General features: G+C 70.6%; 13 protein-coding genes. 4 read left to right on the top strand and 9 right to left on the bottom strand.

Translation table 11 applies throughout. From position 1 onward, the window contains the following. Positions 1–12 precede the first annotated feature (12 nt). Both ABFX45_RS04695 and ABFX45_RS04700 read right to left on the bottom strand, forming a co-directional pair. The gene (locus tag ABFX45_RS04695; RefSeq protein ID WP_346127854.1) at positions 13–1,005 is read right to left on the bottom strand and encodes a LacI family DNA-binding transcriptional regulator; all 993 of its coding nucleotides are present in this window, start codon (positions 1,003–1,005) and stop codon (positions 13–15) included. Between the two features lie 10 nt (positions 1,006–1,015). Then, positions 1,016–1,885: a LysR family transcriptional regulator gene (locus ABFX45_RS04700; RefSeq protein ID WP_109636747.1), complete on the bottom strand. Its 870-nt coding sequence runs from the start codon at positions 1,883–1,885 to the stop codon at positions 1,016–1,018. Positions 1,886–1,978: 93 nt separating this feature from the next. Here ABFX45_RS04700 and ABFX45_RS04705 point away from each other — a divergent pair, with 93 nt between their 5' ends. Then, positions 1,979–3,208, top strand: a complete 1,230-nt coding sequence (locus tag ABFX45_RS04705; RefSeq protein ID WP_112225352.1) for an aspartate aminotransferase family protein — start codon at positions 1,979–1,981, stop codon at positions 3,206–3,208. Between the two features lie 97 nt (positions 3,209–3,305). Here the strand turns inward: ABFX45_RS04705 and ABFX45_RS04710 are convergent, their stop codons facing one another. From ABFX45_RS04710 to ABFX45_RS04730, 5 genes are all read right to left on the bottom strand, one after another. Further along, the gene (locus tag ABFX45_RS04710) at positions 3,306–3,461 is read right to left on the bottom strand and encodes a hypothetical protein (protein WP_170154936.1); all 156 of its coding nucleotides are present in this window, start codon (positions 3,459–3,461) and stop codon (positions 3,306–3,308) included. A 20-nt stretch (positions 3,462–3,481) separates the two neighbouring features. Next, positions 3,482–6,583: a M14 family metallopeptidase gene (locus ABFX45_RS04715; RefSeq protein WP_346127858.1), complete on the bottom strand. Its 3,102-nt coding sequence runs from the start codon at positions 6,581–6,583 to the stop codon at positions 3,482–3,484. 135 nt (positions 6,584–6,718) lie between these two features. Continuing rightward, positions 6,719–7,276 (bottom strand): carboxymuconolactone decarboxylase family protein, encoded by a 558-nt coding sequence (locus tag ABFX45_RS04720; protein ID WP_112225350.1) that lies wholly within the window; start codon positions 7,274–7,276, stop codon positions 6,719–6,721. After that, positions 7,273–7,566: a hypothetical protein gene (locus tag ABFX45_RS04725; protein WP_109636751.1), complete on the bottom strand. Its 294-nt coding sequence runs from the start codon at positions 7,564–7,566 to the stop codon at positions 7,273–7,275. Before ABFX45_RS04725 ends, ABFX45_RS04720 begins: the two co-directional genes overlap by 4 nt. Next, the gene (locus ABFX45_RS04730) at positions 7,566–8,756 is read right to left on the bottom strand and encodes a S8/S53 family peptidase (protein WP_346127861.1); all 1,191 of its coding nucleotides are present in this window, start codon (positions 8,754–8,756) and stop codon (positions 7,566–7,568) included. Before ABFX45_RS04730 ends, ABFX45_RS04725 begins: the two co-directional genes overlap by 1 nt. A 75-nt stretch (positions 8,757–8,831) precedes the next feature. On the opposite strand from ABFX45_RS04730, the gene ABFX45_RS04735 reads away from it, so the two are divergent. The 3 genes from ABFX45_RS04735 to ABFX45_RS04745 all read left to right on the top strand — a co-directional run bounded on the left by ABFX45_RS04735 (position 8,832) and on the right by ABFX45_RS04745 (position 13,297). After that, a complete protein-coding gene (locus ABFX45_RS04735; protein WP_346127863.1) occupies positions 8,832–11,348 on the top strand; it encodes a CHAT domain-containing protein in 2,517 nt (838 codons plus the stop codon). A 160-nt stretch (positions 11,349–11,508) separates the two neighbouring features. Then, positions 11,509–12,501, top strand: a complete 993-nt coding sequence (locus tag ABFX45_RS04740; RefSeq protein WP_346127865.1) for a glycoside hydrolase family 5 protein — start codon at positions 11,509–11,511, stop codon at positions 12,499–12,501. 28 nt (positions 12,502–12,529) lie between these two features. After that, positions 12,530–13,297, top strand: a complete 768-nt coding sequence (locus ABFX45_RS04745) for an alpha/beta fold hydrolase (protein WP_346127867.1) — start codon at positions 12,530–12,532, stop codon at positions 13,295–13,297. Here the strand turns inward: ABFX45_RS04745 and ABFX45_RS04750 are convergent. Continuing rightward, positions 13,281–13,430, bottom strand: a complete 150-nt coding sequence (locus ABFX45_RS04750; protein ID WP_346127869.1) for a hypothetical protein — start codon at positions 13,428–13,430, stop codon at positions 13,281–13,283. The genes ABFX45_RS04745 and ABFX45_RS04750 overlap by 17 nt on opposite strands. Before the next feature lie 113 nt (positions 13,431–13,543). After that, on the bottom strand, positions 13,544–15,106 hold the full coding sequence (locus ABFX45_RS04755; RefSeq protein WP_346127871.1) for a PucR family transcriptional regulator: 1,563 nt from the start codon (positions 15,104–15,106) through the stop codon (positions 13,544–13,546). Positions 15,107–15,123: the final 17 nt, after the last annotated feature.

The following is a 15,123-nucleotide window of genomic DNA, read 5'->3' on the forward strand; positions in this document are numbered from 1 at the left end:
TCTGTCAAGGAGTCAGGCGGATTCGCGCACGAGAAGAACGGCGTTGACCAGCAGTTCTTCCGAGGGCAGCGGTGTGGAGCCCGTGAGCAGCCTGCCCGCCTGTTCGATCGCGAGCGCTCCGACGCGGCGGGTGTCGAGCGCGACGCTCGTCAGCGCCGGATCGACCACCGTGCCGAGCTGCAGCCCGTCGAACCCGACCACGGCCAGGTCGTCCGGCACCACCCGGCCGAGCCGCCGGGCCGCCCTCAGCGCCCCGATGGCGATGATGTCGTTGAACGTGAAGACGGCGGTGAGCTCGGGGTGCTCCGTGAGCAGGCCGGTCAGCGCCTCGGTCCCGCCGTCGACCGACTGCAGGGCGTTCCCGACCGCGTCCGCGGCGAGCCCGTGTGCGTTCATCGCATCGGTGAACCACGTGCGGCGGATGCTCGGCTCGCTGCGGTCCGCGTGGTCGAGCATGCCGATCTTGCGGTGCCCCTTCGAGACGAGGTGGTCGACGGCCTCGCGGACGCCCGTCGCGCCCTCGACGCGGATCGAGCTGAACCGCGGCGTCTGGTGCTCGCGCCCGATCAGCACGGCTGGCATGCCGCTGAGGTGAGCGTCGAGATCGGCCTCCGCCAGGCTGAAGTAGCCCACGACGGCGTCCACCTGGGACACGACCACTTCGAGCGTGCCGCGCTCCTCGTCGGCGCTGCCGGCGGTGTCGTAGACGATCACGTGCCAGCCGCGGGCGCGGGCGGCTTCCAGCGCCCCGGCGGCGACCTCGGTGAAGAACGGGTTGAGCAGGTCGGGGATGACGAGCCCGATGGTGGTCGTGTCCTGCCGCACCAGCCCGCGGGCGAACCGGCTCGGCCGATAGCCGAGCTCGCGCGCGGCGTCGAGGACCCGCTGCTTGGTGCCGACGTCGATCTCGCCCTTGTCGTTGAGCGCACGCGACACCGTCTGCCGCGAGACTCCGACGGTCCGCGCGACGTCGTTGATCGTCACGCGCTTGCTGGCAGTGCCCATCTCGTCGGCGTCACCTCTCGTTGAACTGCGACCGAGTATGCAGGGCGTTGAGCACCGCGGTGATCGCGGCGCGCGCGTCCCTGCGCACAGCGGCGGTGATCTTCCTGGTCACCGGGAGCTCCTTCGTCACGACGTCGAACCTGGGGTCGACCGCCAGCGCGGGCAGCACCGCGACCGCCAGACCCGCCTCGACGTGCTTGAGGGTCAGCATGTAGTTGCTGAACCGCCCGGCGACCCGCGGCTCGAAGCCCGCCTGCCGGCACAGGCGCGTGGCGAGGTTCGCCATGTATGAACCGGGGATGTCGAACGCCCACGGCTCGTCCTTGCACGCCTTGAGGTCCGTCTTCGGCTGACCCGGCGGTGAGAGCAGCACGATCGGGTCCTCGCCGAGCGGCACGACGTCGATGTCCCTGGGGACCGGCAGCTCGACGAAGTCCGTCGTCGTGATGATCACGTCGACCTCGCCTGCCAGCAACGCGGGCATGCTGGCGTGCGGCTCCAGCTCGACCAGCTCCACCTGCAGGTGCGGGTGGCCGAGGTGCCCGATCGCGGGCACGGCGAGCGTGTGGATCGCGCTCTGGAACGCACCCAGCCGGACGAGGCCCGACGGCTCCTCGTTGAGGCCGCGCAGCTCGGCTTCGACGGCGTCCATCTGGTCGAGGATCGACCGTGCCCGCCTGGCCAGGATCAGCCCGGCCGACGTCAGCCGCACGCGGCGCCCGGTCCGTTCGATGAGCTGCGTGCGCGTCTCGCTCTCCAGCACCGCGAGCTGCTGCGACACGCTCGAAGCGCTCAGGTTCGCGGCCTGCGCCACCGCCCGCACGGTCCCCAGCGCGTCGAGCTGGCTGAGCAGGCGCAGGCGCCACGGGTTCAGCGTCATGCCGTGCAGTGTGCTCGTTGTTCGGTATTTCCGAACAGCGAGCGTGGAATTGTGAGATGGACCTGATGCTCACGGGTTCGTAGCGTCTCCCGCATGGACACTTTCTGGCAGGACGTAGACCGCCACCTCGTCCGCTACGGGGGCACGTTCACGCGAGAGATCATCGACAGCGCCTCGGGGAGCTTCCTGTTCACCGAGGACGGCCGCCGCATCCTGGACTTCACGTCCGGCCAGATGAGCGCGATCCTCGGCCACTCGCACCCGCGCGTCGTCTCGACGGTGCGGCGGCAGATCGCGAACCTGGACCACCTGTTCAGCGGCATGCTGAGCCGTCCGGTGGTGGACCTGGCCCGCCGCCTCGCCGAGACGTTGCCCGCGCCGCTGTCCAAGGTGCAGCTGCTGACGACCGGCGCAGAGTCGAACGAGGCCGCGTTGCGCATGGCCAAGCTCGTGACCGGCAAGTACGAGGTGGTGTCGTTCGCGCGCTCGTGGCACGGGATGACGGCTGCCGCGGCTGCCGCCACCTACAGCGCCGGGCGCAAGGGGTACGGGCCCGCCACACCGGGGAACTTCGCGATTCCGGCGCCGACCGGTGACTGGCAGACGCAGCTGGATCTCGCGTTCGAGCTGATCGACGCGCAGTCCGTGGGTGCGCTGGCCGCGTGCATCGTCGAGCCGATTCTGAGCTCCGGCGGGATTCTCGAGCCGCCGGTGGGGTACTTCGCGGCGCTGTCGGCGAAGTGCCGGGAGCGCGGGATGCTGCTGATCCTCGACGAGGCTCAGACCGGGTTGTGCCGCACGGGAACCTGGTACGCGTTCGAGCGTGACGGCGTGGTGCCGGACATCCTGACGTTGTCGAAGACTTTGGGCGCCGGCCTGCCTCTCGCCGCGGTGATCACCTCGGCCGAGATCGAGGAGGAGGCGCACGCCCGCAACTACCTGTTCTTCACCACGCACGTGTCGGATCCGCTGGTCGCCGCGGTGGGCAACGCGGTGCTGGACGTGCTGGTGGAGGAACGGCTGGACGAGCAGGCGGCGAAGCTCGGGGCGTTCCTGCGCAACGGACTGGACGACATCGCTGCCCGGCACTCGCTGGTGTCCGACGTGCGCGGGCGCGGGTTGCTGGTGGGACTGGAGATCGCGGACGAGAGCCTGAGCGCGCCGATCACGCAGAAGTGCCTGGAGCTGGGGCTGCACATGAACATCGTGCAGATTCCCGGGATGGGCGGGGTGTTCCGGATCGCGCCGCCGCTCACCGCGACCGAAGAGGAACTGGCGCTGGGGCTGAGCATTCTCGACGAGGCCATCGGGACGGCTGGCTGATCACCCCGGAGGCGGGTCGGCGGACCTGGCGCGCGGTCGAGGCCGGACGGCACCGGTCGCCGGGTGCGAGGCGACCCGGCGACGTCGGTGCTCCGGCCTACTTGCGGACCGGCTCGGGGAGCTTGCCGAGCAGTGCGCGTGCCTTCCGCAGGATGTCGGCCTCTTCGTGACCGAACTCCGACAGGTAGTGGCGCAGCGCGTGCCGGAGGAGGACGAGCTCCTCATCGGTCAGTTCCAGGGTCGTGGTGCCCATGGAACCCATGTTAGGACTGTTCACGGTCCTGTGCCGAGCAGGTGCTGCATCGACCTCCCCATCACGTCGTTGCGCGTCGCGGCGTCGGTGATGCCCTCGAAACCGAACCCGAAGTACAGGGTGTCGGCGGTCCTCACCACGGCACCCTCCGGGAAGCCTGCGGCGGTGGTGCGGATGAAGTTGTTGCCGTTGGGGGCACTGCCCGCGGGCGGGCCGGTGACGGTCCAACCGTCCAAACCGGACTCGAACGACGTTGTGCCCTCACCGGTCGTGACCTCGATGTCGTCGACGAAGACGCCGAGACCCTGAACGGCCCAGTCGCTGGCGTAGGCGATGGACACCTCGACCTGGGAACCCGCATGGGCGGACAGGTCGACGTTCCACTGCTGCCAGCCGCCGGACCCGCCGGACGCCGCGTTCCAGACACCGCTGGAACCGGTGGGCGAGCAGGTGCCGTCGGCGTTGATCGTCTGGTAGTGGTCGAGGTGCGGGTGCAGGTCGCGCCAGCCCGCAAGGCAGCTGTCCCCCGGAGCGGTCGTCGTGTGCCCGTTCAGGTCGGGCAGCGTCGTCCAGTTGGTGCCGCCGGCCGTGCGGGCCTCGACGAACAGGTGGTCCCAGGCGGGTTCGGTGTCGTACGACGTCCAGAACGACATCTGCGCGCCGGCCGGTGGCACGGTGATCGTGCGCGTCAGCCGCTTGTACGACACGTCGCTGATCTGCGAGTACATGTAGTAGTCGCCGGTGTGCGGCGCGAACGGGCCACCTGGGCGGTCCCACGCAGCGGCGACCTCACTCGCGAACTGCGGGTACTGGGTCACCGGCAGCAGGCCACTGGTCGTCAGGAACGACGCGGTGTGGTCCTGGTTCTGCGCGCTGTCGGTTCCGTTGAGGGACAAGGAGATGCCGGTGAGCGGGTTGGCGACACCGGCGACGGGGAACGTGTCGCCGGTGTCGGGGTCCTGGCCGGCGCCCTCGGTGATGATCGCGGCACCGAACCAGTACTCGATGACGTCGTTCACGCCGTTGCCGGAACCGGTGAGCGGGCGGCACCGCGTGGCGGCGTCGGGCAGCGTGCTGCACTGCTTGTTCTCGAACGGGTCGTAGAGCTGCGTGCCGTGCCCGCCCGCGTACTGATGCCCGGCGTACTTGCCGGTGTAGAGCACCTTTCCGCCCTCGTTGAGGTAGTCGCGGATCTCGAACAGCTCCGTTTGCGCCAGGCTGGAGGCGTTGCCGGGACCCCAGCCCGCCTCGCGGGTGATGACGTCGTCGCCGGTGTACCAGACGACGGCCTGGTAGTGGCTCAGCACGCCGAGCGCGTCAGGTGCCTTGCGGCCGTTGGCATCCACGTCGTACACGTCGCCGGCGATGCCGTTGGCGGCGAGTGCGTCGAGGTAGTACGAGACGTACTTCGGCGCCGCTACGCCTTGCACGGGCGAGGCGCCGGTGTAGTCCTCCGCGGCCAGAACGAGCACCTTGTTGCCCGTCTCGGAGACAGCGCGGTAGGTGAACGAAGCGCTCGTCTGCCCGCCGCCCTCGAACCACACCTTGACCTGGTCGCCCGGGTTGGTTCCGGTCACCGTGCCGCGCACCACGTGGTAGTAGTTCGCATTGCCGGTGTTGTACCGCTCACCGCCGGTCCACACCGACGTGGGCGCGCTCTGCACCGGCCCGTCGCCGATCTGCCACTTCGCGGTCACGGCGCCGAGCGACTTCTTCGCCAGCACCCGGACCTCCTGCGGATCGCCGTAGGAGACGTCGAACGTGAAGTCCAACATGGACAGTGGACCGTTCTCCTGGTCGAGATCGGCCTGGTCGAGGTAGAACGGCTTGACGTCGATGCCGACGCTCGACTTCGGATTCGCCGGGTCGACGGCGGACTTCGCGAGCGACAGCGAGAACGGCAGCGTCCTCTGGAACTCCTGCTCGACGAGCGCCTCGTCGTCGGGGAAGACGAAGCCGCAGCCGTCACAGCCCTCGCTGAGCTCAGGGGTGAACGCCACCGTGCCGTTGCGGCTGTCGGCGTAGTCGGTCGTCTCGCCGTTGGTCACATACAGCTCGTCGGAGCTGATGCCGGGGTCGAACCCGGCGATCGCGGGCTTGGCGTCGGTGCCGGCCAGCGCGACGTAGATCGGGTTGTCCGCCTCCGGCGAGCCGGTCTGCCAGCCCTGAGGGTAGAGGATCCACTCACCGGCGGAGTGCCAGTTCGACTGGAACTTCGGCTTGATCCGGTCCAGCAGCCCCTGCATCGCCTTCGTCTCGGGTTCGGAGGCCGCACTCGGCCCGCGGTAGGTCTCGCTGGCGAACGCGCTCGACGAACCCTCGTTGTCGTAGTTGAAGTGCTCGTCGAAGTTGCGGTTCGGGTCGACGCCGTCGCCGACGGTGATCTGCCCGTTGCCGTCGTTGTCGCGCAGGTTCTTGCGCCACAGGCGTTCCACGTCGAACGAGTACTGGTAGCCGTCCGGGTTGGCGACGATCACGAACCACAGCTCGGTGTCCTTGAGGAGGTCCTTCATCTCCTTGTCGCCGGCCTTGAAGCGGTCCACGACGTGGTTGAGCAGCCTGCGGTTCACCTCGGTGCTGATCCACTCCCGCGCGTGCTGCGTCGACGAGTACAGCACCGCGGGCCTGCTGCCGTCGCGCAGCCCGTTGGCGCCCTGCGTCACCTTCAGCGCGATGATCTCGCGCCCCTGTCCGGTCTTGCCGAGCACCGAGAGCTTGACGAGGTTGTGGTTGGTGCGCGCCAGCGTGTACAGCTGGTCGCGGATCCCGCCCGGCTCGTCGAAGGACCGCCACACGGTGAACCCGTTCGCGGCCTGCTCGGCGGCGAGCTGCCGCGCGCTCTTGCCGTCCGCGTTCTTCTTGACCTTCGCGTCGACTCCGCGTCTGGCCAGCTCCTTCTGCTGGCCGCCGGAGAGCACGAGCTCGACCTCGACCCTGTCGCCGGCCGTGGCGGCGTGCGCGACGTCGAAGCCCTGCCTGGAGAGATCACCCGCCTGCGCGGGCGTCACCTGGGCGACGTAGACGTCGAGGGGATCGTGTTCGGGCGCGGCTTGGGCGGGTGACGCCGCCACGCCTCCCAGGACGAGAGCCAATGCGGACAGGAATGTCGTGGACCGCCTCATCGCGTTCCTCCGTGGCGTGCGTGGTCGACGCAAGACGTGCCGACGCTACGCCGATCGGGCGTTACATTGACGAGCCTTTCGGCCCTACTCGTTCGGCTCAACGGTGGCACGACGTGACCGTGTGGCCGCGTGCCGTCACCGCAACACGAGTCCTGGCAACCGATAGCGGGTTCGCTGGATCACGCGTGCGGCGGCGTGGACGTGCTCGTCGGAGTCCCAGCTCCAGCCGAACGCGTTGCCGAGCCGGTTGACGATGTTGAAGATCGTGTTGACGTGCAACGCTTCCACGAGGGCCTCGACCGGCACCCCGGCCGCGCGCACCGCCGCCGCGTCGGCCGCGGTGACCCCGCCGCGGTTGAGCAGCGTGATGAAGGTGATCACGGCGGCGAGTTCCGGCCGCACGTCGTGGTGTCCCGCGAGGCGTGCTGTCTCGGTGTGCACCCGCACGCAGAACGGGCACTCGTTGAGCTCGGAGGACACCGCGGCGAGGTGCTCGCGCTCGGCCACCGTCCAGAACGACGGCCCGCGCAGGACTTCCTGGCCGTAGGCGAAGAAGTGCCTGCCGAAGAAGCCGGGCCGGTGCATCGCCGTTTTGACGACGTCGTCCACCTCGTGGCCCATGAGCGTGACCACGATCTTCTGGAACCACCGGGCCGCCCGGCCGTGCCCGTGTTCCAGGACCCCGAGCCTCATGACTCCGCCACCGCCCGCAGACCGGCTTCGAGCCGGTCGAAGGCTGCGCCCACGGCCGCGGCCACGGTGACCTCGAAGATCTCCTCCTCGCCGATCCCGCCGGCTTTCAACACCGCGATGTCCTCTTCGGACACCCGGTAGGAGGCTTCGCGCACGGATCGGACGTAGCCCGACCACACGCCGGGCGCGGCTCCCGAGGCCGCCGCCCGGCGCAGGTCGCGGTCCGTGGCACCGGGCCCGCCGAGCACCGCCGCACGCAGCGCGGCCAGCCTGCCGCCCGGGTCGTCCATCAGCCGAGTATGCGCTGGCTCCCGTCGTCGCGGTACTGCCAGTCGAACTCCTTCACGGTCGGCCCGGCGCACACCTCCGGCAGCACCTCGTAGGCGCTCTTCTTGTCCGACGCCGCCAGCTTCGCGGCGACCATCCCGCCCACGTACGCCGCGGCAGAGGACGTGCCCACCCAGGACGCGTAGCCCTTGGAGAAGTCCACGTGGGTGGTGCCGTCGAGCATCTTCACGTTGTCGTCTTCGAGGTACGTGCTGACGAACCTCGGGTCCTCCCCGAGATGGACGGCACAGTTGACCCACGGCAGCTGAGGGCTGTAGCTGGCGCCGGCCACCCCGACGGCGACGACGCGCGGAAGCGCGGCCGGCCATGTCGCCGAGTTGCGCGTGGTGTGGACGTCGGAGGACATGCCCTCGACGATCCCGTGGTTGCCGGCGGCGGCCACGATCATCATGTGCGCGCTCAGCCGTTCCATCGCGCGCTCGACGATCAGCGGCGGGCGGCCGTCGAGGGTGTTGCGGCAGCCGCTGGCCAGCACCATGAGGTCGACCGGATGCTTGTCGTTCAGGAACTCGGCGAGCTTCTTGATCACGTCCCACGCGTAGGCCTTGCCGTCGGAACCCAGCACGTGCCGCGCGACGAGGGTGGCTCTCGGCGCCTGCTCCAGGATGAGGCCCGCCGTGAACACACCGTGCCCGTCCTCGACGGTGCACTCCGTGCCGGGGTCCTTGCCGAACCGGGTGGCGGGGTCGGGGGTCTCGATGTCGAGGCCGGCGAGAGCGGGGTGTTCGTAGATCCTCGTGTCGAGCAGGCCGATCCGCACCCCCTCGCCCGCCTCACGGGTGAAGGCCGGCAGCGAGTCCTCGGCGGGCACCGGGTCCCAGAGGCTCATGCTCTTGGTCTGCGGGTACGCGCCGAAGACGCTCGCCATCCTCCGGTTCTTGCCGATGAGCGGTGACCAGCCGGCGGCACGCCCCGCGAACCGGGCGCGCAGTTCGGCGAGCACGGGGTCGATGTCGGTGAGGGCCGCGCCGCCGAGCTCGAGCTTCAGCAGCGCGAGGTCGAACTCGACGACCTTCTCGGTCTCGGTGACCCAGATCCCGAGGTCGTCGAGCACCGAACCGACGACCTCGATCTCGGTGAGGTCCACGACGAGCGTGTCGGGTGCGGCCTGGTCCTTGTCGTCCTTCTGCACTTCAGCCTCCGCGGGTGAGCTTCCGCCGAACCGATGCCGCCACGCCCGGCGTTGATACCTGGCACATTGGTCATCATGCCGCCCGGATCCGCGTTACAAGCCGCACGTGAGGCGATGCGGCTCGCGGACGTCGACCCGGCGCGGGTGCTCCCGCTGGCCGCGCTCGTGGTCGGGGACGCCTCCGGTGACGCCGCCGCTCAGGCGCTGGCCGAGCAGGCGTGGGGGTACGCGCTGGCCCAGACCGGGCAGGTGTCCGAGGCCGTCACCCACCTGCGCCGTGCGGTCCGGCTCGGGGTGGGGAAGGCGGCCGCCGAGAGCCGGATGAAGCTCGCGTTCGCCCTCGTCCAGCAGGGCCGTGCCGCTTCGGCGTTGCGCGAGGTGGACCTGGCGGTGCCCGTGCTGGGCGCTCGTGCACGGGGCCAGCGGGCGGTGATCCTCTACCACCTCGGCCACCTCGACGACGCGTTCGCCGACTACCAGTCCGCCGAGCGCGCGCTGCGCCGCGGCGGTGACCGGCTCGCCCTGCAGCGCATCCTGGTCAACCGGGGGATCCTGCAGGCGGAGCGCCTCAACTTCGCCGCGGCGGTGAAGGACCTGCTGGAGGCCGAACGGCTGGCACGTGAGCTCGGCCGTGACCTCGTCGTGGGCATCATCGCCGAGAACCTCGGGTTCGTGGAGAGCCGCCGCGGTGACGTCCCGGCCGCCCTGGCACACCTGGACCGCGCAGAGGAGATCATCGCGCACCACGGGGGCCAGCTGGCGCCGGTGCTGGAAGACCGCGCGGAGCTGCTGCTGTCCGTGGGCCTGGTGGGTGAAGCACGCGAGCACGCCTCGCAGGCCATCTCCGCCTTCCGTGCCGAGGGCCGCCAGCTCAAGGTCCCCGAGACGCGTCTGCTGCTCGCCGACGCGGCCCTGCTGGCCTCCGACTGGGCTGCCGCAGGCAAGTACGCCCGCGCCGCGCTCGCCCAGTTCACCCGGCAGGGACGGCACCACCACGCCGCGTTGGCTCGCGCGACGGTGCTGCGTGCCGCGTTGAGCGCAGGGAAGCCGTGCCGCATCAGCGATCCCGACGCGATGATCGCGGCACTGGCCGGCCGCCCTGCCGCCGTGGTGCAGGCGCACATCGACCTGGCTCTGGTCGCGGAACGCCGGAGGCAGGAGGCGCGCGCGGTCTCGCACCTGGGCATCGCGAGCCGCGCACGCAGTGGCGGCCCGGCGACGTTGCGGGCTCGCGGCTGGTACGCCGAAGCCCTTCTGCGTCAACGCACCGGTCCTCGTTCGGCGCTGGCGGCGGCCCGGCGCGGCCTGCGGGTGCTCGACGAGAACCACGCCGCGCTGGGCGCCGGTGATCTTCGTGCGCACTCGGCCCTGCACCGCGCTGACCTGGCCTCGCTGGGTCTGCGCGTCGCCCTGGGCACCGGCAGGGCCGCAGACGTCTTCGAATGGGCGGAACGCGGCCGGGCGAGCCGGTTCCTCCACCGGTCCGTCCGCCCGCCGGACGACCCGGAACTCGCCTCGCTGCTGCCGCAGCTGCGCGCCACGGTCGCGGAACTGGAGCTCGCTCGCGCCGAGGGCCGTCCCGCGGTGAAGCTCGAACACCGGCAGGTGGACCTCGAACGCCGGATCAAGAACCGCAGCCGCCTGCTCCGCGCCACCGCCGGCGGCCCCGCCGAGCCGGTGCGTCCGTCCGAACTGGACCTCGGTGACCGCGTGCTGGTCCAGTTCATCGAGATCGACGGCTGCCTGCTGGCGCTGACGATCGTCGACGGCCGGCTGACGTTGCGCGGGATCGGAACCGTCGCCGAGGTGAGCGGTCTGCTCGAACGCGTTCCGTTCGCCTTGCGGCACCTGGCCAAGCGACCCCGTCCGGACGTCAGGAAACTGTTGCACGCCACGGCCGCGAAGCTGGACGAGCTGCTCCTGCCTCGTGCCGATCGCCCGCTGGTCGTCGTGCCGACCGGTGTGCTCCACGACGTTCCGTGGTCGACTTTGCCGTCGTGCCGGGGAAAGCCGGTCGTGGTGTCACCCTCGGCAACGCTGTGGCACACCGCGGCGAACCGTCCTGCCCGCGCGAGGACCTTCGCCGTCGCCAGCGGTCCGGGTCTGCCGGGCGCGGAGGAGGAAGCGCGGGCCGTGGCGGACATCCACCAGACCGCCAACCCTCCTGACGCGACGGTCGACGAGGTGTTGAAGATCCTCGGCACGGCCGGGACCGTGCACCTCGCGGCGCACGGCCGGCTCAACCCGGACAACCCGTTGTTCTCGGCGCTGTCGCTGCACGACGGACCGCTGGTCGTCTACGACGTCCAGCGGCTCGACCAGGTCCCGGAAACCGTGATCATGGCCGCGTGCGACGTCGGCCGCTCTGTGGTGGTGGCGGGCAACGAGCTTCTGGGCCTGGCCGCGACGTTCCTCGAACGCGGTGCCTCGCAGCTGATCGCCTCGGTCGTCCCGGTCCCGGACGCCGCGACCAAGGAGCTGATGATCGCGGTGCACCGCCGGTTGCGCGACAACCTGCCCCCGGCGCGGGCGCTCGCCGAGGCCCAGGAGGAACTCGGCGAGCCCAACGGGTTCGTATGCGTCGGGGCCTAGGTCTTCTTGGCCGGCAGAGAGTTCATGTGACCGTGCTTCGTGAGGGGGCGTTGCTTCGCCCCACGCACGCCGGCTCGGTTCGCGTGCCGGAGGTGACGGATGATGAGCGGCCGTCCGGCGGAGTGCTTCGCGGGTGATCAAGTCGATAGAGTGCGCCGCTGTGACCTGGCTTCGTGCAGTGCTGGCAGGCTTGATCCTCGCCGCCGGTGTGTCTCCCGCTTCCGCTTCCGCCGACACCGCGGTGGGCCTGCACGTCGACGGCGCGCGGGTCGTCGAGGCGAACGGCGCCGCGTTCGTGATGCGCGGCGTGAACCACCCGCACGTGTGGTTCCCGGACCGGACCGGCTCGTTCGCGGACATCAAGTCCTTCGGTGCCAACACCGTCCGGGTCGTGCTGGGCAGCGGGCAGCGGTGGGGACCGACGTCGGCCGCCGACGTCAGCGAGGTCGTCTCGCTGTGCAAGCGGTCGCGGCTGATCTGCGTGCTGGAAGCCCACGACACCACGGGGTACGGCGACCAGCTCGGCGCCGCGAGCCTCGACCAGGCCGCCACCTGGTGGATCGGGGTGGCCGCGGCGCTGCGGGGCCAGGAGGCCCACGTCGTGATCAACCTGGGCAACGAGCCGTTCGGCAACAACCTGCTGGTGAGCCCGTTCTGGGCGAGCGCGACGAGCAAGGCGATCAGCCGGCTGCGCGCGGCGGGGCTGCGGCACCTGCTGATGGCGGACGCGCCGATGTGGGGCCAGGACTGGGCGCACATCATGCGCAACAACGCGGCCTCGGTCCTCAAGGCGGATCCGTTGCACAACACGGTCTTCTCGGTCCACATGTACGGCCTCTACAACACCCCCGCGAAGGTCGGTGCCTACTTCGACGCGTTCCGGGCCGACGGGCTCCCGCTCGTGGTGGGGGAGTTCGGGGACAAGCACTCGGACGGTGACCCGGACGAGAACGCGATCATGGCCCAGGCCCAGGAACGCGGCCTCGGCTACCTCGGCTGGTCGTGGAGCGGCAACAGCGGCGGCGTCGAGTACCTCGACCTCGTCACCTCGTTCGACCCGGCCCGTCTCACGCCGTGGGGTGAGCGGTTCCTCAACGGCCCCAACGGGATCCGGCAGACCTCGAAGGAAGCCACCGTCTACAGCAGCCGGTAGGCGCGCTCCTGTCGCGACGGTTTCCGGCATGCTGGTTCTCGTGATCCATGTTCTGGAGGACGGACCGGCGGACGGGCCTCCCGTCGTGCTCACCTCGGGGCTCGCGGGCGCGCTCACCGACTGGGACCCGTTGACCAGGCTGCTGGCACCGTCGATGCGGGTGCTGCGGTTCGATCGGCCGGGGTACGGGGCGAGCGCACCGTCGCCGGAGGCACCGTCGGCGCGGCGGGAGGTGGCCGTGCTGGACGAGGTGCTGGACATCGCGGGGGCTCCGGTCGTGCTGGTCGGGCACTCGCTCGCCGGCTTGCACGTGGAGGCCTGCGTGCGGCTGCGGCCTTCGCGCGTGTGCGCTGCAGTGCTCGTGGACCCGAGCCTCGCGCCACCGGGCATCGGCCGGCCGCTCGATCCGGGTGCGGTGCTCGCCACCGCCGTCGCCAGGCTCGGGCTGGCCGATCTGGCGGCGCGGTGGGTGAGTCCGCTGCTGCGGCTGGCCGGGCGGCCACCGGCGCGCGCCGCCGCGGTGGCGGAGCTGGCCGGCTACGCGGATCTGGTGTCCGAAGTGGACGGATTGCGTGGCGCGCACCCGTTGCCCGACGTGCCGTGGTGGGTGCTCACGGCGGGGGAAGCGCTGGGAGGTCCACGTTCGGCACGCCGCATCCTCGCTGCCCACGGGGCGATGGCCGCTCTCGCACCACGTGGGGTGCATCGCATCGTGCCGGGTTCGGGGCATCTGATGCAGCTGGATCGCCCCGATGCAGTGGCGGAGGCCGTGCTGAGGATCAGGACGGGTCGGTGAGACTGGAACCGTCGTCCTGGTTCGCGGGGGCCTGCTCGAGGGCGGTGTCCGGTGTGCGTTCCACCCCGTGGCCGGGCTGGAACGTGAGGGCGGGGTCGATGGCGAGGTTCGGTTCGCGGTCCTGATGGTCCATGGTGGACTCCTTTCTCACCACCATGTTCGGCACGTGGCACCACCCGCGAACACCGGTGACCCGGCCCCGACAGCCCGCCGACCGGCTGCCCGGGACCAGCAGGCCGGCGGGTGTCAGCCGCGGAGCACGTCGAGAGTGAGGAGCGCGACGTGCAGTTCGGTGCGGTGCTCGCCCAGCTCGAGGTCGCGGTCGAGCAGCCGTTCCAGCGCGTGCAAGCGGTCGTACATCGTCTGGCGTGAGATGCCGCCGCGGCGTGCGGCGATGGTCTTGTTGCCGGCGGCGTCGAGGTAGTGGCGCAGGGTGGGCAGCAGTTCGGTGCCGTTGCGGGCGTCGTGCTCGACCAGCCGGCCGATCTGCCGTTCGACGTAGTCCTGCACGCGGACGTCGTCGCGCAGGGTGTGCAGCAGGTGCCGCAGGCCGATGTCGGACAGCCGGTGGAAGAGCAGGTCGGAGCCGGGAAGAACCGCTTCGGCCACTCGCCCCGCCTCACGGAACGAGCGCGCGACGTGGGTGAGGTCGCCGACCTCGCACCCGACGCTCACCACCGCGCCGGCGTCCTCCTCCCGTGCGGTGCGGCTCAGCTGTTCCACTGTGGACTGCCACGGCTGACCCTTGCGCAGGAACAGCAGCACGCCGACACGCCGTTCGGTGAGCGTGCCCACCAGAGCGGTCCGCTCCAGCGTCCGCGACAGCAGGGTTTCCACCTCTCCAGCGCTGCGCGGAACGTCGACCAGCACGGCGAGGAACGAGGCGTCGGTGACGGGCAGGCCGAGAGCGGCGGCGCGGGCTCGCGCCTCGCCGGGGGAGCGGTAGCGCTGTTCGGCGATGTCGTGCAGCACCGTGCGGTGCGCCCGGCGTTCCCACGCGGTGGAGTGGATGAGCCGGGCGATCGTCAGCGTCATGGCGGCTCGTTCGAGAACGGTGACGTCCTCGGCGCTGAAGGACCTGGTGTCCGGCACCATGACTACACGGCCCCAGCGCTCGCCCTGGAACTCGACCGGCGTGGTCAGCCAGCCCTCCTCGCCGGCCACCTCCGTGTGGTCCACGACGGGAGTGGCCCGCGACCGCCGTTCCCAGTGCGCCAGTGCGGTCTCCGCGTCGGTTCCGGCGGGTTCGCAGATGACCGCCTGATGGGCGAGGTTCTCCAGCACGACGGTGCGGCGGCTCATCTCGACCGCCGTCCGCACCACCTCCTCCGGTCCCGCGCCGCGCAGCGTCAGCGTCGTGAAGGCCTCGTGGATCTGCTGGGTCCGGCGCAGCACCTCGGTCTGGTTGCCCAGGATCAGCGTGTGGACGACCTGCGTGACCTCCAGGAAGTTCACGTCCCTCGCCAGCGTGACCAGCGGCAGTCCGCGGGCGCGGCAGGCGCGGATCAGCGGTTCCGGCGCGCGGTGGAACCGGCGGACCAGCTCCAGGACCAGCGCGGCGGCGCCGACGTCCGCGAGCTCGTCGACGTAGCGGCGCACCTGGGAGGCGTCACCGGGCAGCGGCACACCGGTCGTGAGGACCAGCTCGCCGCCCTTGAGGAACGACGCCGGGTCGGTCAGCTCGGTGATGTGCACCCAGCGCACCAGCCGGTCGAGGTTCTGCTCGCCGGCCACGACCTCGGGCCGACCTGAGGCCAGCACGGGCAGGGCCAGCACGTCGGCCACGGTGAGACCTTGCTTCTGAGGCACGGCGCCACTTTGACAAG

Source organism: Lentzea roselyniae (genome assembly GCF_039537795.1).
In the GTDB taxonomy this organism is placed as follows: Bacteria; Actinomycetota; Actinomycetes; order Mycobacteriales; family Pseudonocardiaceae; genus Lentzea; species Lentzea atacamensis.

Excerpts from the sequence above, each read along its gene's own strand:
- ABFX45_RS04710 (WP_170154936.1), bottom strand. The coding sequence starts at position 3,461 with ATGGGCACCACGACCCTGGAACTGACCGATGAGGAGCTCGTCCTCCTC.
- ABFX45_RS04725 (WP_109636751.1), bottom strand. The coding sequence starts at position 7,566 with ATGGACGACCCGGGCGGCAGGCTGGCCGCGCTGCGTGCGGCGGTGCTC.
- ABFX45_RS04700 (WP_109636747.1), bottom strand. The coding sequence starts at position 1,885 with ATGACGCTGAACCCGTGGCGCCTGCGCCTGCTCAGCCAGCTCGACGCG.
- ABFX45_RS04695 (WP_346127854.1), bottom strand. The coding sequence starts at position 1,005 with ATGGGCACTGCCAGCAAGCGCGTGACGATCAACGACGTCGCGCGGACC.
- ABFX45_RS04705 (WP_112225352.1), top strand. The coding sequence starts at position 1,979 with ATGGACACTTTCTGGCAGGACGTAGACCGCCACCTCGTCCGCTACGGG.
- ABFX45_RS04735 (WP_346127863.1), top strand. The coding sequence starts at position 8,832 with ATGCCGCCCGGATCCGCGTTACAAGCCGCACGTGAGGCGATGCGGCTC.
- ABFX45_RS04750 (WP_346127869.1), bottom strand. The coding sequence starts at position 13,430 with ATGGACCATCAGGACCGCGAACCGAACCTCGCCATCGACCCCGCCCTC.
- ABFX45_RS04745 (WP_346127867.1), top strand. The coding sequence starts at position 12,530 with ATGCTGGTTCTCGTGATCCATGTTCTGGAGGACGGACCGGCGGACGGG.
- ABFX45_RS04720 (WP_112225350.1), bottom strand. The coding sequence starts at position 7,276 with ATGAGGCTCGGGGTCCTGGAACACGGGCACGGCCGGGCGGCCCGGTGG.
- ABFX45_RS04715 (WP_346127858.1), bottom strand. The coding sequence starts at position 6,583 with ATGAGGCGGTCCACGACATTCCTGTCCGCATTGGCTCTCGTCCTGGGA.